Origin of the sequence: Mesorhizobium sp. NPDC059025 (genome assembly GCF_042739655.1) — a bacterium.
In the GTDB taxonomy this organism is placed as follows: domain Bacteria; phylum Pseudomonadota; class Alphaproteobacteria; order Rhizobiales; family Rhizobiaceae; genus Mesorhizobium.
The window spans coordinates 58,162-76,106 of the sequence record NZ_JBHYIM010000015.1 but is presented as its reverse complement, the minus strand read 5'-3'; the positions used below and the strand labels follow the sequence as shown (position 1 = coordinate 76,106).

At 65.3% G+C, this 17,945-nt stretch carries 14 protein-coding genes; 7 read left to right on the top strand and 7 right to left on the bottom strand.

Annotated elements, in window-relative coordinates; translation table 11 throughout:
• Positions 1–50 precede the first annotated feature (50 nt).
• The gene (gene pncA / locus ACFWYE_RS26975; protein WP_379064717.1) at positions 51–650 is read right to left on the bottom strand and encodes a bifunctional nicotinamidase/pyrazinamidase; all 600 of its coding nucleotides are present in this window, start codon (positions 648–650) and stop codon (positions 51–53) included.
• 265 nt (positions 651–915) lie between these two features.
• Here pncA and ACFWYE_RS26970 point away from each other — a divergent pair, with 265 nt between their 5' ends.
• From ACFWYE_RS26970 to ACFWYE_RS26945, 6 genes are read left to right on the top strand one after another with little or no spacing between them, the layout of a single operon-like run.
• A complete protein-coding gene (locus ACFWYE_RS26970) occupies positions 916–1,773 on the top strand; it encodes an FAD binding domain-containing protein (RefSeq protein ID WP_379115211.1) in 858 nt (285 codons plus the stop codon).
• Positions 1,770–4,550 (top strand): molybdopterin-dependent oxidoreductase, encoded by a 2,781-nt coding sequence (locus ACFWYE_RS26965; protein WP_379115210.1) that lies wholly within the window; start codon positions 1,770–1,772, stop codon positions 4,548–4,550. The genes ACFWYE_RS26970 and ACFWYE_RS26965 overlap by 4 nt, the downstream gene beginning before the upstream one ends.
• Positions 4,547–6,082, top strand: a complete 1,536-nt coding sequence (locus ACFWYE_RS26960) for a 6-hydroxynicotinate reductase (protein WP_379115209.1) — start codon at positions 4,547–4,549, stop codon at positions 6,080–6,082. The genes ACFWYE_RS26965 and ACFWYE_RS26960 overlap by 4 nt, the downstream gene beginning before the upstream one ends.
• A complete protein-coding gene (locus tag ACFWYE_RS26955) occupies positions 6,079–6,972 on the top strand; it encodes a UPF0280 family protein (protein WP_379115208.1) in 894 nt (297 codons plus the stop codon). The genes ACFWYE_RS26960 and ACFWYE_RS26955 overlap by 4 nt, the downstream gene beginning before the upstream one ends.
• A complete protein-coding gene (locus tag ACFWYE_RS26950; protein WP_379115207.1) occupies positions 6,965–7,549 on the top strand; it encodes an amino acid synthesis family protein in 585 nt (194 codons plus the stop codon). Before ACFWYE_RS26955 ends, ACFWYE_RS26950 begins: the two co-directional genes overlap by 8 nt.
• Positions 7,546–8,001: a MarR family winged helix-turn-helix transcriptional regulator gene (locus ACFWYE_RS26945; protein ID WP_379115206.1), complete on the top strand. Its 456-nt coding sequence runs from the start codon at positions 7,546–7,548 to the stop codon at positions 7,999–8,001. Before ACFWYE_RS26950 ends, ACFWYE_RS26945 begins: the two co-directional genes overlap by 4 nt.
• Positions 8,002–8,028: 27 nt before the next feature.
• Here the strand turns inward: ACFWYE_RS26945 and ACFWYE_RS26940 are convergent, their stop codons facing one another.
• The 4 genes from ACFWYE_RS26940 to ACFWYE_RS26925 are packed head-to-tail and all read right to left on the bottom strand — an operon-like array spanning position 8,029 to position 13,772.
• Positions 8,029–8,499, bottom strand: a complete 471-nt coding sequence (locus tag ACFWYE_RS26940) for a hypothetical protein (protein ID WP_379115205.1) — start codon at positions 8,497–8,499, stop codon at positions 8,029–8,031.
• The gene (locus ACFWYE_RS26935; RefSeq protein ID WP_379115204.1) at positions 8,496–11,558 is read right to left on the bottom strand and encodes an efflux RND transporter permease subunit; all 3,063 of its coding nucleotides are present in this window, start codon (positions 11,556–11,558) and stop codon (positions 8,496–8,498) included. Before ACFWYE_RS26935 ends, ACFWYE_RS26940 begins: the two co-directional genes overlap by 4 nt.
• A 10-nt stretch (positions 11,559–11,568) precedes the next feature.
• A complete protein-coding gene (locus ACFWYE_RS26930; RefSeq protein ID WP_379115203.1) occupies positions 11,569–12,633 on the bottom strand; it encodes an efflux RND transporter periplasmic adaptor subunit in 1,065 nt (354 codons plus the stop codon).
• Complete coding sequence (locus ACFWYE_RS26925) at positions 12,630–13,772, bottom strand: efflux RND transporter periplasmic adaptor subunit (protein WP_379115202.1); 1,143 nt, start codon at positions 13,770–13,772, stop codon at positions 12,630–12,632. Before ACFWYE_RS26925 ends, ACFWYE_RS26930 begins: the two co-directional genes overlap by 4 nt.
• 250 nt (positions 13,773–14,022) lie before the next feature.
• Here ACFWYE_RS26925 and ACFWYE_RS26920 point away from each other — a divergent pair, with 250 nt between their 5' ends.
• Positions 14,023–15,297, top strand: coding sequence for a 4-aminobutyrate--2-oxoglutarate transaminase (locus tag ACFWYE_RS26920; RefSeq protein WP_379115201.1), 1,275 nt, complete (start codon positions 14,023–14,025; stop codon positions 15,295–15,297).
• Positions 15,298–15,368: 71 nt separating this feature from the next.
• Here ACFWYE_RS26920 and ACFWYE_RS26915 read toward each other — a convergent pair whose 3' ends face one another.
• Positions 15,369–16,244: a DMT family transporter gene (locus tag ACFWYE_RS26915; RefSeq protein ID WP_379115200.1), complete on the bottom strand. Its 876-nt coding sequence runs from the start codon at positions 16,242–16,244 to the stop codon at positions 15,369–15,371.
• A 129-nt stretch (positions 16,245–16,373) separates the two neighbouring features.
• A complete protein-coding gene (locus tag ACFWYE_RS26910; RefSeq protein ID WP_379115199.1) occupies positions 16,374–17,618 on the bottom strand; it encodes an NAD(P)/FAD-dependent oxidoreductase in 1,245 nt (414 codons plus the stop codon).
• Positions 17,619–17,945: the final 327 nt, after the last annotated feature.

The following is a 17,945-nucleotide window of genomic DNA, read 5'->3' as shown; positions in this document are numbered from 1 at the left end:
ATCCCGGAAAGCCGGAGCCGGTTCTCGGAAAGGACCACGCCCCAACATACTTAAGCCAGCACCACGCCGGCGTCGCGCATACGGCCCAGCATCGCGTCGAGCGAGCCGTTCAGATCGATACCCCGACAGGCATCCAGACGCACCGTCGTCGCGAAACCCTGTCGGATGGCGTCGAGTGCCGAAAAAGCCACGCAGAAATCCGTTGCCAGACCGACCAGTGTGATGGCGCCGATGCCGCGCTCACGCAGGTAGCCGGCAAGGCCGGTCGGCGTCGTGTGATCGTTTTCGAAGAATGCCGAATAGCTGTCGATCCCTGGGCGAAAGCCTTTTCGGATGATCAATTCGGCTTTGCTCCAGGCAAGCCCGGAATGGAAATCGGAGCCGAGGCTGCCCTGGATGCAGTGATCCGGCCACAGGGTCTGCGGGCCATAAGGCATCTCGATCAGCTCGAAAGGCTGCTTGCCTGGATGGCTCGATGCAAAGCTGGAATGACCGGCCGGATGCCAGTCCTGCGTCATCACCACGTGCTCGGCGTTGCGGATCAGGTCGTTGACCAGCGGCACGATCTCGTCGCCGCCGGTCACGGCAAGCGCGCCGCCCGGGCAGAAATCGTTCTGCAAATCGACAACGATCAGTGCTTCGTCGGCCATCGCGTTCCCTTTCGGCTTACAGGAGACCGTCGCCTCGGGTGTGTTGAGGACACATCCTGGACGACCGGGGTGGAGAACCTCAATCAGATGGTCGCCCGCGTCAACCGTCTAAAGCGCGAGACTGTCGAAGTCGGCCCGGAAACGCCGTCCGCTTTGACAAAGCCGGTGCGACTGATATCATTTGCATACGAATGAATTTGCCGGCGATGCACCGGTTGATCGTCAGGGGAGAAAACCTCCTTCGGGAGGAACCGGGAAGGCAGGCGTGATCCGTTACGCGAAACCCGCCACGCTCGACGAAGCGCTCACGCTGCTCGACGAAACATCGTGGCGCGTGCTTGCCGGCGGCACCGACTTCTACCCCGCCCAGGGCAGCCGGCCCATTCGCGAGAACATCCTCGACATAAACGGCATCGGCACGCTGCGCGGCGTTGTCGAGGAAGATACACACTGGTCGATCGGCGCCCGCACGACCTGGACGGACATCATCCGCCAGCCTCTGCCTTCCGCCTTCGACGGGCTGAAACAGGCCGCAAGCGAAGTCGGCTCGCCGCAGATCCAGAATGTCGCGTCGGTTGCCGGCAACCTCTGCAACGCGTCGCCCGCCGCGGACGGCGTACCCGCGCTGCTGGTGCTGGATGCCGAGGTGGAACTGCGCTCGACCGGCGGGACCCGCTATCTGCCGCTCGCCGATTTCATCCTTGGCAATCGCCGCACCGCGCGCAGGCCGGATGAGCTGGTGACCGCTGTCCGTGTGCCCAAGGCCAGTGCGGCCGGGAGTTCGGCTTTCGTAAAGCTCGGCGCACGGCGGTATCTGGTGATCTCGATTGCCATGGCGGCGATCCGGCTGACCGTCGAAGACAGGATCATCCGGCATGCGGCAATCGCCGTCGGCGCCTGCTCGGCCGTCGCCACACGCCTGCCCCATCTCGAACAGGCGCTTGCCGGCCAGAGGCTCGATGGTCCGCTCGGCGACATCGTCGAGACCGCGGCGATGCCGCAACTTGTGCCGATCGACGACGTGCGTGGCTCTGCGGCTTACCGCCTGGATGCCGCCCGTGAAATCGTTTCCCGCGCTGTCCAGGCAGCGGCCCGCCGACCGCCCGCGGAGGTTGCGGCATGAGCATGCCGCGCGGAGAGATAAGCTTCCAGGTCAATGCCGCCCGGGCCTCCGTCACGGTCTCGCCTGTCAGCCGGCTTTCATCGGTCCTGCGCGACGAACTGCAGCTCACCGGAACCAAGGTTGGCTGCGATGCCGGGGATTGCGGGGCCTGCACCGTGCTAGTCGATGGCGAGCCGGTCTGCGCCTGCCTGACGCCGGTCGCATCCGTCGATGGAGCCAGTGTCACAACCGTCGAAGGACTGGCCAATGGCCGGCTGTCCATGCTGCAAGCGTCGTTTCTCAAACACGGTGCCGCGCAATGCGGCATCTGCACGCCAGGCCTCCTGGTGACCGCGACCGCGCTGCTGGAGAACAACCCGCATCCCTGCGAAGCGGAGGTGCGCGACGCTTTGGGCGGAATCCTTTGCCGCTGCACCGGCTATCGCAAGATCATTGCCGCGGTGCTGGATGTCGCCGGCAGCGATCCGGCCGGGCAGCACGGCGGCATTGATCTCGATTTGCGGCTGCCGGTCGCGGGCAAGGCGGTGGGATCCTCGCCAGTGCGGCTGGATGGCGTGCCGAAGGTCACGGGCACCGAGAAGTTCGGTGCCGACTCTTTCCCTGAAGATGCCCTGGCCGTTCTGGTCGTGCGCTCGCCGCATCATCACGCACGGTTTGCGTTCGGCGATCTCGCAGCCTGGCAGGCAGCGCATCCCGGCGTCGCCGGTGTATTCACGGCAGCCGACATTCCGGGCCGGAACCTGTTCGGCGTCATTCCGACCTTTGCCGACCAGCCCGCGCTGGCGGAAGGTATTGTCCGTTTTCGCGGAGAAGCGGTGGCTCTGGTTGCCGCCGAGCGGGTTGTCGCCGCTGATCTCGATCTCACGGATTTCCCGGTCACGTGGGTGCAGTCGCGGCATCTGCTCTCGGCAGACGAAGCCCAGGCCGGAGATGTCCCCGCCATCCACCCGGATCGTGCCGGCAATCTGCTGACGAAAGGCTTCGTGGAGCGCGGCGAGCCAGACAAGGTTCTGGCGGCAGCCTTCGCCACCGCCTCGGCAACGATCGAGACGTCTTATGTCGAACATGCCTATATCGAGCCGGAGGCGGGCTACGCCTGGATGGATGGCGACACGCTGGTCGTCGTTGCCTGTACGCAGGCGCCCTACATGGACCGTGACGATACCGCGCGTGTTCTCGGGCTCGCCCCGGACAAGGTGCGTATCGTGCCGACGGCGACCGGCGGCGGGTTCGGCGCCAAGCTCGACATCTCCGTGCAGCCGTTGATCGGTCTGGTCGCCTTGAAGACCGGTCGTCCGGCCGCCCTTGCCTTCTCCCGCACGGAATCGATGATGGCGACGACCAAGCGCCACCCCGCTGCCATGCGGGCCACGGTTGGCGTGGCGGCCGACGGCAGGGTGTGCGCCATGCGGTTCGAAGGCGACTTCAACACCGGTGCCTATGCCAGCTGGGGGCCGACGGTGGCCAACCGCGTGCCGGTGCATGCCTCGGGTCCTTATGCGACACCGCATTACCGCGCCGAAGGCCGGGCCATCCATACCAACGGTCCGATCTCCGGCGCGTTCCGCGGTTTTGGCGTGCCGCAGGCAACGATCATGCAGGAGGCGCTGTACGATCAGCTGGCCGACAGGCTCGGCATCGATCGTCTGGAATTCCGGCTGAAGAATTGCCTGCGAAACGGCTCGGAAACGGTTACCGGCCAGAAGCTTGAAGCCGGCGTCGGCATCGGCGCCTGTCTCGAGGCACTCGCGACACATTGGACCCGCGCTCTGGCCGAGGCGGACAGCTTCAACGCCGGCGAGGAAGCGGCAAGGCACGCGTTGCGGCGCGGGGTCGGCATTGCGTCCTGCTGGTATGGCTGCGGCAACACTTCACTGCCCAATCCCTCGACGATCAAGCTGGGCATCGCGCCGACGGGCGAAGTCGTTCTCCATCAGGGCGCGGTCGATATCGGCCAGGGCTCCAACACGGTCATTGCCCAGATCTGCGCCGACGCGCTCGGCATTCCGCTGGAAGCGCTGAAATTGAAGGGCGCTGATACCGCAATTTCTCCGGACGCGGGCAAGACGTCGGCGTCGCGCCAGACCTTCGTGACCGGCAAGGCTGCTGAAAAGGCGGGACGCGCCTTGCGCGAGCACGTCCTGCGCTATGCCAATGTCTCCGGTGCGGCCACGCTCTCGTTCGGAAGCGGCCTGCTGCTTATCCACGAAGGCGATGCCACGCGCCGCATCGATCTCGCCGCACTGGCGGCGGACGATGACGGCTTCGTCTTCCGTGCCGAGGAGACCTATGATCCGCCGACTTCAGCGCTCGACGCCAAGGGGCAGGGCAAGCCCTATGCCGTCTATGGTTACGGGGCGCAGCTCGCCGAACTCGAAGTCGACATGCGCCTCGGCACGGTGCGGCTGATCAAGATCACGGCAGCGCACGATGTCGGCAAGGCGATCAACCCGATCTTGGCCGAAGGACAGATCGAAGGCGGCATCGCCCAGGGCATCGGCATGGCGCTGATGGAAGAATACATCCCCGGTCGCACCGAAAACCTGCACGATTATCTCATCCCGACCATCGGCGACGTGCCTCCGATCGAGACGATCCTGGTCGAGGTGCCAGACCCCGAGGGACCTTTCGGCGCCAAGGGGCTCGGCGAACATTCGCTGATTCCGACGGCACCGGCCATCCTCAACGCCATCCGCCATGCCACCGGCGTGATGATGGCGAAAGTACCGGCGACGCCGTCACGGATCCTGTCGGCAATCAGGGAGGCGGGCCGATGAGCGAACTCGCCGAACGTTTCGACACGCGCGATCCCGGCGAAAAACAGCTTGCCGAGAAGATCCGCTGCGATGCCTGCCCGGTCATGTGCTACATCGCCGAAGGCCGCACCGGTGCCTGTGATCGTTATGGCAACCGCGCAGGCCACGTCGTGCGCCTCGATCCGCTGACCATCCTCGACCATGCCGCCGAGACCGGCCAGGCCGTGGTGCCTTTCGTCGCCGAGGGGGAGACGTGGTCCGGCGAATTGGTCAACACAGGCCGGCGTTTCGTGACCGCGATCGGTGCCGGCACCACCTATCCGGACTACAAGCCGGCGCCCTTCATCGTCAGCCAGGACGTGGAAGGGGTGGATCTCGTCACCGTGGTGACCGAGGGCATCTTCTCCTATTGCGGCGTCAAGGTGAAGATCGACACCGACCGGCATATCGGCGACGAGACGGCGACCGTGCGCGCCGGCGGCGAGGCCATCGGCCATGTCACCACCGGCGAATATGGCTCGCAGATGTTGTCACTGGGCGGCGTCCATCACCTCACCGGCGGCTCCAAGGCGGAAGGGCGTGCCACCTGCGACGCCTTGCTGGCGCTGTGCAACCAGCAGCCGGTCGAGCTTGCCATCGACGGTGGCGCCACCGTCGTCGTGCAGGCCGGCAAGGCGCCGGTGATCGACGGCAAGCTGGAACATCGCATGCGGGTGGGTTGCGGTTCGGCCACCATCGGCATGTTCGCCGCGCAATGGCGCGGGCTTGTCGACGAAGTCGTCGTGGTGGACGATCACATAACCGGTGTGGTTTCCGAACATCAGGCCGGCAAGGTGCTCGGCTGGCCGGACACCGGCATTCGCATCATCGGCCGCCGCTCCACGCCGGGCCGCTATTTCAAGGTCTCGGAACCCGGTCTCGGCTGGGGTGGCACGGCCATCGATGATCCGCTGTCGATCCTCGGTCCCTGGAATGCCGGCAAAGGCGCCCGGCCCGGCCTGTCGCTGCTGATGGTTTCCACCACCGGCGAGCAGTTTGCCTATTACGAGCTGGATGAAGCGCTGAAGCCGGTCGAAAAGCCGTTCCCCGAACAGTTGCACAAATCGGTGTCGCTCATCGAGGAGAATTGCGAGCCGGCATTGTGCACGGTGCTGTTCATCGGTGGTGCCGGCGGCAGCCTCAGGGCAGGCGTGACGGAGAACCCGGTCAACCTCACGCGCTCCGTGCAGCGGCTGGAGACCTACGTCACCGTCGGCGGCGCGCCGGTCTATGTCTGGCCGGGCGGCGGCATCACCTTGATGGTCGATGTCAGCCGGGTGCCGCAGGGTGCGTTCGGCTATGTGCCGACACCGGCGCTGGTGGCGCCGATCGAATTCACCTTGCGGCGTGACGACTATCTCAGGCTGGGCGGCTATGAAGCCGAAATCCGCAGCCTTGCCGATATCTTTTCGCGCGGGGGCGAATATCTCAATCCTCGCAGCAGCACCGGAGCACCCGAAACGAACCCTTGGCCACCCCTGGCGCAGCTCAGGCGTAACGGAGCTGATCTGTGAACAGGCCTCAGGCACATTGGCTGGCCGATCGCAGGAGGTTGCATCTGAATCACGGGCCGATCGATCTGGTCGTCGAGGCCTTCGGCGAGGCCGTTGAAATGCGCGCGGCCTACGAACAGGCGGTGGCGCGTTTCCAGACCATCCTGCCGGAACTGGTCGAGGAACTGCCGGCGTTGCGCCGACCCGCCTCTGGTGCCCGTCGTACCTTCGCCGGGCCGACCGCGCGACGCATGGAAGCCGCCGTCTCGCCGTTGGCGGAGCGCTTCATAACGCCGATGGCGGCTGTAGCGGGCTCTGTCGCCGATGAAGTGCTGGCCGCCATGGCTTCAGGACGAAAACTGGATCGTGCCTACGTCAACAATGGCGGCGACAGCGCACTGCACCTGGCCCCTCGCCAGTCGATGAAACTGGCGATTGCCGGAACCGGATACGGCTTCGCGGATCGGATTCTCGTGCGCGCCGAAGACGGTGTGCGCGGTGTTGCCACCAGCGGCTGGCGTGGCCGATCGTTTTCGCTCGGCATTGCCGATGCAGTGACCGTGCTTGCCGACTGCGGAGCGGCGGCCGATGCTGCCGCCACACTGATCGCCAACGCCGTCGACCTGCCTGGCCATTCTGCCGTCAAACGGCAACCGGCATTCGAACTTGCCCCCGACAGCGATCTCGGTGCGCGGCTTGTGACGGTCGGGGTTGCAATGGTATCGCCCCGGGAAACCGCGCAAGCGCTGGAGGCGGGCCTGATCGTCGCCGAGGAGTATCGGCGGCGCGGGCTGATCGCCGCGGCAGCATTGTTTCTCAACGGGGCCACCGCTCTCGCCGGGAGTTTTCCCGATCCTCGCAGCGGCCGCCTGCGCCCATCCGACAAAACCAAGGATCTCGTCCATGCCTGAATTCCCCATTCGCAAGATCGCGGTGCTCACCGAGGAAATCGTCCATGATGGCGGGCCGGCGGTGAATGTACCGCGCCGCCGCGCAGCGGCGATGGCGGTGGTCAGGAACCCTTTCGCCGGGCGCTATGTGGAAGACCTGCAAAGCGCGATGGAGGACCTGAAGCCGCTCGGTCTGGTCCTGACAGACCGGCTGATCGCAGCGCTCGGCGGCGATGCCCATGTCATCGACGGCTACGGCAAGGGCGCCATCGTCGGCAGTGCCGGCGAGCTTGAGCATGGCGCCCTCTGGCATGTGCCGGGCGGCTACGCGATGCGTGAACGGCTTGGCGAGGCCAAGGCGATCGTGCCGTCAGCCAAGAAGGTCGGCGGTTTCGGCGCACGTCTCGACGTGCCGATCGGCCATATCAATGCTTCCTACGTGCGCTCGCATTTCGATGCCATGGAAGTCGGCATCGCCGATGGTCCGCGGTCCGACGAGATCCTTTTCTGCCTGGTGATGACCTGCGGTCCGCGCATCCACAACCGCATGGGCGGGCTGGAGGTGAGGGACATCAAGGCCTGGGACGGTCAGCGATGACGACCGCCAAGGCATCCCTGGCACTGGTCGGCGCTGAGCCCGACGAAAGCTATCGCCTGCAGGATCAGGTCGGGTTCGTGCTGCGCAAGGCGCACCAGCGCCATGTCGCGATTTTCGCCAGCCGCATCGCCGATCTGACGCCGCCGCAATTCGCCGCGCTGGCCAGGCTCCATGAAGTGGGCGAGGCCTCCCAGAACCAGCTCGGCCAGATGATCGCCATGGACGCGGCGACTGTGAAGGGGGTCATCGACCGCCTGAGGTCGCGCGGCTTTGTCGATCTCAGGAAACACGACACCGACAGGCGGTTGCTGCTGGTGTCGCTGACGGCGGCGGGACACCATGCCGTCGAAGAGCTGATCCCCCTGGCCAAGGCGATCACCGAGGAGACGCTGGCGCCGCTGACGGCGAAAGAGGCTGCGCAGTTCCTGCGCCTGCTCGGCAAGCTTGCCTGACGTGCTCGCGCGGGGAGCCTTGGTCGCTCATCCACGTTCCGACGAGAACTGACGCCTTGAAGCCGCGATCATCGCAGTCGCCCGCCTTTGAACGTCAGGCGGCTCGAATTCCATTCTCGTCTGGTCCAGTGCGTGGCACAGGGCAGGGGTGAACGGCATCCAGCACTGGAGGCTGTCGAGCAGCTCGTTGCTCATCATGTTCTCGAGCGGGCCAACGCCCAGTTGACCAAGCGCCTTGTCGTGGTCGGGCCGCCGGGCTTGCTTGATAATGGCGAGAGTTCGTTTCAACACGACGGCGCTCTCAGCTGGCGAATAATCGTTCGTTGTCCACCACCATTCTTCCGGATCGGCCAGATATTGCTGCACATAGGCTGCCGCGGTCAGCGGCAACAACCCCAGCGAGACGGTATCCGGCACCCACGACAGATCGGATGCGATTTCCCCCGGCGTAAAATCACCGACCTGCAGTCTGCGCCGCTTGTCGTACTCTCCGGTCATGGGGAAAGCGGCTGTTCCTCTGCCGGCTCCTTCAACCGGAACCAGGCGACATAGAGCGCCGGCAGGAAAAGCAGAGTGATCGCCGTGCCGGCGATGATGCCGCCCATCATCGCATAGGCCATCGGTCCCCAGAACACTTCGCGCGCGATCGGGATCAGCGCCAGCGAAGCGGCGGCGGCGGTGAGTGCGATCGGCCGCATGCGATGCTCGCTCGCCTCGATCACCGCCAGCCAGCGGTCCTTGCCTTCCCTGACCAGGTCCTCGATCTGCACGATCAGGATCACCGAGTTGCGGATCAGGATACCGATCAGCGCCAGCACGCCGAGCAGGGCCACAAAGCCCATCGGCGAGTTGGAGGACACCAGTGCCACGACCACGCCGATCAGGCCGAGCGGCGCCACCGCCACCACCAGGAACAGGCGCTGGAAACTCTGCAGCTGGATCATCAGGATCGTTGCCATGACGAACAGCATCAGCGGCACCACCGCGGCGATCGGCCCCTGGCTCTTGGCGCTTTCCTCGACGGAACCGCCGGTGACGACGTTGTAGCCGGCCGGCAGCTCGGCGATGAAGGCATTGACTGTCGGCTTCAGTTCGTTGACCACCGTATCCGGCAATGCGCCGCCGACCAGCCCGGCCCGCACCGTCAGCGTCGGGATGCGGCTGCGCCGCCAGATTGTCGGCTGCTCCAGCGCGTAGTCGAAATTGGCCACTGCCGCGAGCGGGATGGATTCGCCGCTGCCGGTCGGCAACTGCATGTTCTTCAGCGTTTCCAGCGAGCTGCGCTCGGCCTCGCGCGAACGAACCACGACATTGACCAGATAGGTCGAGTCGCGCACCTGGGTGATGGTGACGCCGCCGACCACGCTGTTCAGCGCCGAGGCGATGTCCTGCGAGGTGATGCCGAGCTGGCGCGCCTTGTCCTGCAGTACGTCCACCTTCAGCACGCGCTCGGGCTCGTTCCAGTCGAAATTGGGCGCGGCGAGCTTGGGATTGGCCGAAATGCGGCCGGCGAGATCCTGCGCCAGGCTGCGCACCACCTGCACGTCCGGGCCGCTGACGCGATACTGCACCGGCCGGCCGACCGGCGGCCCGAGCTCCAGCGTCTTGACGAAGGTGTCGGTGCCGACGAAATCCTCCCGCAGCATCTTGTCGATCGCCGCATGCACGCGGTTGCGTTCCTCGACACCCTTGGTGACGATGACGGTCTGTCCGTAATACGGATTGGACGGCTGCACGTCATAGGCCAGCACGAAACGCACTGCGCTCTGGCCGACGTAGGAACTCCAATGGTCGACGTCCTTGTTGCCGACCAGCGCCATCTTCTCGAAACGCTCCATCTGCGCGCGCGTTTCGGCGATCGAGCTGTTCTGCGGCAGGTTCCAGTCGACGATCAGCTCCGGCCGGTCGGACGCCGGGAAGAATTGCTGCTGCACCAGGGTCAGCCCGGCAAGCGAGGCGAGGAACAGCAGGACCGTGGCGATGATGGTCAGCCAGCGGCGGCGCACCGACCAAAGCAGGACACGCTGGAAGAGCGTGGTGAAGCGGCCTGGCTTGTCATCGTGCTTCTTCATCGTCGCAGGCAGGAACGTGACGCCGAGCAGCGGTGCGAACAGCACCGCGACGATCCATGAGATCAGGAGCGAGACCGCGATGACCACGAACAGCGTGAAGGTGTATTCACCCGCGGCACTCGAATTCAGGCCGATCGGGATGAAACCGGCCACCGTCACCAGCGTACCCGTGAGCATCGGGAACGCGGTGGAGGTGTAGACATAGGTCGCCGCCTTGTTGAGCGGATCGCCGGCCTCCAGGCGGGCCACCATCATCTCCACCGCGATCATCGCATCGTCGACCAGAAGGCCGAGGGCGATGATCAGCGCTCCCAGTGAAACGCGCTGCAGCGAGATGTCGAGATAGGTCATGACCAGGAAGGTGATGGCCAGCACCAGCGGGATCGACAGCGAGACCACGAAGCCGGCGCGCACGCCCAGGCTGACGAAGGAGACGGCAAGCACGATGGCGACCGCCTCGAACAGCGCCCGCGTGAAGCCCGAAACAGCTTCTTCGACGATCAGCGGCTGGTCGGCGACCAGATGCACGCCGACGCCGATCGGCAGCTCGCCCTTCACCTCTTCCATCTTGTGTTCGAGCGCCTTGCCGAAATCCAGCAGATTGGCGTTCGGCTTCATGCCCACGGCGAGCCCGATCGCATCCTCGCCGTTGAAGCGGAACAGCGAGGCCGGCGGGTCGGTGTAGCCGCGCGTGATCGTGGCGACATCGCTGAGGCGGAAGAAGCGGTTGTTTACCCTGAGATTGATGGCGCGCAGGCTTTCCTCGGAGCTGAACTGGCCGGTGACGCGCACGCTGACCTGTTCCGGACCGGACTGGATGACACCGGAAGGTGCAATCGCATTCTGCGCCTGCAGCGATGCGATGATCTGCTGCTGGTTGAGGCCGAGCGCGGCGATCTGCCGGGTCGAGAATTCGAGATAGATGACCTCGTCGCGCGCGCCGATCAGTTCCACCTTGCCGGCATTCGGAACCGTGAGCACTTCCGCGCGCACGTTCTCGACATAGTCGCGCAGCTGGCGCGGCGACAGCCCGTCGGAGGTGAAGGCATAGATGTTGCCGAACACGTCGCCGAAACGATCGTTGTAGAAAGGTCCGAGCACGCCTTGCGGGAATTGCGGCTTGATGTCCTCGATCATGTTGCGGACCTGCAGCCAGGTCGGCACCACGTCACGCGCCTTGGTGTTGTCCTTGAGATTGACGAAGACGATGGTGCGCCCGGCGGTGGTGACCGAGCGGGTGAAGTCCAGCTTGTCGAGTTCCTCGAGCTTCTTCTCGATGCGGTCGGTAACCTGCTTGGCCTGCTCATCCACCGAGGCGCCCGGCCAGTTGGCCTGGATCAGCATCGTCTTGATGGTGAAGGAGGGATCTTCCTCGCGGCCGAGATTGATGTAGGCGAAGACGCCGGCCACGATGAAGACCAGCATGAAATACCAGACCAGCGAGCGGTGCTCGAGTGCCCAGTCGGACAGGTTGAAACGCTTCACGTGTCCGCTCCTACTGCAGCTTGATCTTCTGGCCGGGCGTCAGGCTGTGGACGCCGGCGGTTACGACGCGCGTTCCGGCGGCCAGGCCGTCCGCCACCGTGAAGGTGCCTCCGGTGCGGGCGGTCACCTGGATATCCTGCGGAGCGACACTTGCCGTCTTCTCGTCGACGATCCAGACCTGAGTCCTGCCGTCCTTCTCCAGCAGTGCCGACAACGGCAGCTCGATCGCTGGCTTGATGGTCGACGCGCGGGTCACCGTGACGGTCGAGCCCAGCCGGAACGCATCCGGCGGATCGATCAAGGAAAGCCTGACACGACGGCTGCGGGTGGAATCGTCGGACTGCGGCGCCAGTTCGCGCAGCTTGCCCTGCGTCCTGATCGACGGCAGGGACTGCAGCGCAACCTCGAAGGGTGCGTCGGCGACAAGGTCGCCGGTCAGCCAGTCCGGAATGTCGACGACCGCCTCGCGGGTGTCGGCACGGGCCACGGTGACCACCATCTGCCCGGGCGAAACGGTCTGGCCGACCTCGGCGCCGACCGCCGTCACGACCCCGTCGAAATCCGAGAAAAGCCGGGCGTAACCCAGCTGTTCCTCTGATTTGGCCAGCGAGGCGCGGGCGCGTTCGACATTGGCGTTGGCTGCCTGCTGCGCCTGTCTGGCGGCGTCGTAGACAGCCTGCGAAGCGTTCTTCGAAGCGAGCAACTGTCGCATGCGCTCTTCGCTGGCATTGGCATTGGCGGCTTGCGCCTCCGCATTGGAGAGTTCGGCCTTGGCCGCCTGCACGGCAAGGTCGAGCGCGGTCGGGTCGAGCGCGGCGAGCGTCGCGCCCTTGGCGACGGTGTCGCCGACATCGACGTCGCGGGCGACGACGCGGCCGAGCAGCCGGAAAGAAAGGCCTGCGCTGTAGCGCGGCTCGATGGTGCCGGCGAAGCCGAAGCTCTCGGCCGCGCGGGGTTGCACCACGACCGACAGCACCGGTCGCGGCGTCTCCGCCGTCTTGTCATCCTTCTCCTGCGAGCAGGCGGAAAGCAGCGCTGCAACAGGCAGAACTGTCAGGATCAGTATGTACCTCATTGCGCCGCCTCCGTGGTCTCGACAACCAGGCCGGGGCTCAACAACTGGCCGCCTGCGGTGACGACGGTCTGGCCTGCCTTCAATCCATCGCCTATGGCGACGGTGGCGGTGCCATAGGCGAGCACGGTCACGGGGGCGATGGCGACCGCCTTGCTGGCGGGATCGACCACCCAGACCGCCGGCTTGCCGTCACTTGAGGTCAGCGCCTGCCAGGGCAGCGTCACCGCCTGGCCGTGCATGCCGCTGACGCTGCCGACGACCGCCGCGCCAAGCGGCATCGCGGATGGGGTCTCGGGGATGGCGACCTTGACGCGCACCGAACTGGAAGCCGGGTCCACCACAGGCGAGGTTTCGCGCACGACACCCTGCGCCGTGATCTTGGGGTTCGCCAGCAATGCGACGGTGACGGGTGGCGGTCCGCTGCCATGCACGCCGGCCACCAGCGTCTCCTGAACGTTGAAGACCGCGTCGCGGTCGCCGTCCTCGGCGACGACGAAGACGGTCTGCGCCGCCTGCACGACCTGGCCTGCCTCGACCGTGCGGGCCGTAACGATGCCCGGCGCACCGGCGCGCAGTTCGGTGAATGACTGGTTTTCCCTAGCGTTGGCGAGCGCGCTCCGTGCCGCTTCGACGCTGCCCTGCGCCACCTTCAGCGCCTGGTCGGCCTGATCGTAGTCGCGTCGTGTCGTATAGCCCTGCCCAAGCAGCGTCTTCTGGCGGTCGAAGGCGGCCGACGTCTGCGTCAGCTGTGCCTGCGCCGCATCCAGGTTCGCCTGCGCCGTCCTCAGATCCGATTCCTGCTCCTGCGGGTCGATGCGGGCCAGCACCTGGCCTGTGTCGACGTGGTCTCCGACCTCGACCAGCCGTTCCGCAACCCGGCCGCCGACCCGGAAGGAGAGGTTGTTCAGCGTGCGCGCGGCGATCACACCGGTGAGCGACACCGTGTCGGCATAGTCCGAAATCGCGGCTTTCTGCGTGGCGACCAGAACGGGGAGCTTTTCAGCCTTCTTGGCCTCCTGCCGCTGGCACCCGGAAACGAGCGCCGCAGTCGCCGCCGCTGCGAGGAGCATGCAGGCCAGGCGCATGGACGGTCGCCGGCAGGCTGCGGTGCTCAACGCGACCGGTCGTCGTCTCGCCATGGAACACCTCCGCGCCGGGCGCGCCTCAACCGCGAGGAGCGCTAACCAGCAGGCAGGATACCTTGCGGTCCGGAATTTGAAATAGGTCATTGATTCCGTACCGCTGACGCGGCGGAATCCGGAGAAAAGCGACTTGCGCAGGCCCAATGGCTTGATCCAGGCTGCCGGCTTGAGTTGGATCGAAAATAAAGCCAGAAGGCTAGCGAAGGCCGCAAGTACAGGGCAACGAAGCCCCAAGGAGAGAAGCACGATGAGCAACGCGACCATTTCCGCCCGCAAGAATGCCGCCATCTCACGCGGCGTCGGCATGACGACACAGATCTATGCCGAACGCGCTGAAAATTCCGAGATCTGGGACGTCGAGGGCCGCCGCTACATCGACTTCGCCTCCGGTATCGCCGTGGTCAACACCGGCCACCGCCACCCCAAGGTGATCGAGGCGGTCAAGGCGCAGCTCGACCGTTTCACCCACACCTGCCACCAGGTCGTGCCCTATGAGAACTATGTGCGTCTGGCCGAGCGCCTGAACGGGCTGCTGCCGGGCAAATTCGACAAGAAGACCATCTTCGCCACCACCGGTGCCGAGGCGGTCGAGAATGCCGTCAAGATCGCGCGCCACGCCACCGGCCGCCAGGCGGTCGTCGCCTTCACCGGCGCTTTCCATGGCCGCACCTTCATGGGCATGGCGCTGACCGGCAAGGTCCAGCCTTACAAGGCAGGCTTCGGCGCGATGCCCGGCGACGTCTTCCACGTGCCGTTCCCGGTCGCGTTGCATGGCATCACGACGGCGGATTCGCTGGCTGCACTCGACAAGCTGTTCAAGGCCGATGTCGACCCGGCCCGCGTCGCTGCCATCATCGTCGAACCGGTGCAGGGCGAGGGCGGCTTCTACGAAGCGCCGCGCGATTTCGTCGCGGCGCTGCGCAAGATCTGCGACCAGCACGGCATCCTGCTGATTGCCGACGAGGTGCAGACCGGTTTTGCCCGCACCGGCAAGATGTTCGCGATGGAGCATCATGACGTTGCGCCGGACCTTACCACCATGGCCAAGAGCCTTGCCGGCGGCTTCCCGCTTTCCGCCGTCACCGGCCGCGCCGAACTGATGGACTCGCCGAACCCCGGCGGTCTCGGCGGCACCTATGCCGGCAACCCGCTCGGCGTCGCCGCCGCCAATGCGGTGCTCGACGTGATCGAGGAAGAAAAACTCAACGACCGCGCCAATTTGCTCGGCTCCCGGCTCAAGCAGCGGCTGGAGGCCCTGCGCGACGACGTGCCCGAGATCGTCGACATCCGCGGCCCCGGCTTCATGAATGCGGTCGAGTTCAACGACGCCAAGACCAAGCTGCCGTCGGCCGAGTTCGCCAACAATGTCCGGCTGAAGGCCCTGGACAAGGGCCTGATCCTGCTCACCTGCGGCGTCTACGGCAACGTCATCCGTTTCCTGGCGCCGATCACCGTCCAGGACAATGTCATGACCGAGGCGCTTGATATCCTGGAGACTTCGATCCGTGAAGTAAGGGCTTAAGCTCTATCTGCAGCTCTGAATGGAAAGGCCGGCGCATTAGAGCGCCGGCTTTTTTTTATCGTCGCCGGACGTCAGCTTCGGGCGCTGACCGTTGCCCCGACGCTGGCGCAGATGACGCAGGCGATGCCCGTGATCTGCTGCGGGCTCAGCGGCTCGTGCAGGATGAGATAGCCGGCAAGCGCGCCGATACCGGGTTCGGCGCTCATGAGGATGCCGAACGTGGCCGAGGGCAATCTGCGCAGGGCCTGCATTTCCAGCACATAGGGTAAGAGCGGGGTCAGCACCGCCAGGCCGACCGTTTGCACGATCAGGCTCGCGGGAAGGCCGAGGCCGGTCTCGTACAGGCCGAAGGGCATGGCGATGAGCGCCGCCGCGACGAAGGAGATGGCCAGGCCGTCGAGACCCTTGAAGGCGCTGCCGACGTGCTTGTTCAGCACGATATAGGTGCCCCAGCCTGTGCCCGCCGCCAGCGCGAACACCAGGCCAAGCAGATCGATCGTCCAGCTTTCGAGGTTTCGCACAAGAAGCAGCACGCCGACGAAGGCCAGCACCAGCCAGATCAGGCGCCAGCTGCGGGCAAAGCCGAATGCCGCAACGCTGAGTGGCCCAAGGAACTCGATGGCGACGACAAGGCCAAGCGGCACGCGCATGATCGCCAGGTAGAACGTGAGTGTCATGATCGCGATCGTGGCGCCCAGGGCGATCGCGGCAACCAGGTCCCGCGGCCGGTAGCTCCGGATATCGGGGCGCACGATCAGCCAAAGCAGGATCGCCGCCCAGGCAAGGCGGCCCCAGGTCACCGCAAACGGGCCGAAACCGTCCATCGCGGGTTTTGCCAGCGCTGCTCCCAGTTGCACCGAGATCATCGCGGCGACCGCCATCAGCACGGCCAGCCCAACCTGCGAGGGTGCTTGGCCTTCGGTCGCTTTATCCGATGGGTTCTGCAAGCTCGACCTCGTGGAAACTCAATTGCAGCCGCGCGGCGCAACCGAAAATCCCATAGCGTGTCAGCCGGTGTTCACGCAGTTCCACGCGGCGCGTGAGCCCTGATCCAGTTCCTGGCGTGTGCGCGTCGCTCAGGCGGCAGGCGCAGCCTGCTGGTGTGCGGCGAGGGCAGCTTTCAGCGTGTCGGGTCCGGCCTGTACCTGCTCGGCCGTCGGCGAGAAGCCGGCGCCGAGCATCTTGCGGCCGAGCATATGGTCGGCCGGCCGATTGATGGATTCGATGGCGATCAGCCGGTCGCCGCAGAAATGATAGACGGACAGCTTGTTCTCGGTGGCCTCGCCCACGACGATGTGCCGGTCGCCGGCCGCCGTCAGCCCGACCATCTGCAGTTTCATGTCGCCGATGTCGGACCAGAACCATGGCACCGCCGAATAGGTCTCTTCGCGGCCAAGGATGGTGCGGGCGGCAAGTTTTGCCTGGTCGGTGGCGTTCTGCACCGACTCCAGCCGCACATCGGTGTCCGTCGCCCAATGCCGGTAGTTGGCGACATCGCCGACGGCCAGCACCTCCGGCAAGGAGGTACGCATGCTTGTGTCGATGCGGATGCCGTTGCCGGTGGCGATGCCCGCCGCCTCGGCCAGCTCGACATTCGGCACCACGCCGATGCCGACGATGACCAGTTGCGCCGGCAGCCGGTCTCCGGACGAGGTCACGGCTGCAGCGACATGGCCGTTTTCGCCCTCCAGCCTGGCTACGGTCGTGCCGGTCAGGATACGCACGCCGCCGGCTATCAGCCGCTCATGGACATGGGCAGCGATCACCGGCGCCACGGCACGGCCGAGCACCCGGTCGGCCGCCTCGATCACGGTCACCTTGCGCCCGCCGGCACTGAGCGTCGCCGCGATCTCCAGTCCGATGAAACCGCCGCCGAGGATGACGGCATCCGAAGCCGCTGCGCTCAGATCGCGGATGATGCGGGCATCGTCCAGCGAGCGCAGGGAAATGACACCGGCGAGGTCACCACCCTGGAGGGGCAGCAATCTTGGCCGCGAACCGGTCGCCAGGACCAGCCGGTCGAAAGGGATCGTGCCGCCGCCGGCAATGTCGAGGACGCCAGCACCTGCATCGATGCGCTCGACGCGCAGGCCGGGGCGCAGGTCGATGTTGTGGCCGGAATAGAAGGTTTCGCCGCGCAGCGGCTGCGGCTTGGCCTCGGCGTCCTTGATGAAGGTCTTGGACAGCGGCGGCTTGTGATAGGGCAGGTCGGTCTCGTCGCCGAGCAGCACGACCGGGCCGTCATAGCCCTCCTCGCGCAGGCTGGCCGCGGCCTGAACCCCGGCATGGCCAGTTCCGACAATGACGACACCATTCTTCATCGCAACCTGCCTTCACATGGAATTTAGATCGAAGCCGCAAGTGGCGATTGTCCGCTGCCGCCACAAGAGGCCACATCCGGGTCGCACCCTGGACAGCCGGCTGTCAATGCCATTCCCGGGCCATGGCAGTTGCGTGCCAAAATCCGCCGGGGTTTTCCGGCGAGAACGCTTGATAAAACAAAAGCTAAGCTGGCGAGGTGTGGGTGAGGATCCGCCAGCTTGTCCGGTTTAAACTTGATCCTTCTAGTTTAGAATAATTCCAAACTATTGTTTTGAAAGGCTTTATTGCCGATTTGCGTTGACTTTCGCCGTTCTCGCAGCTTTATG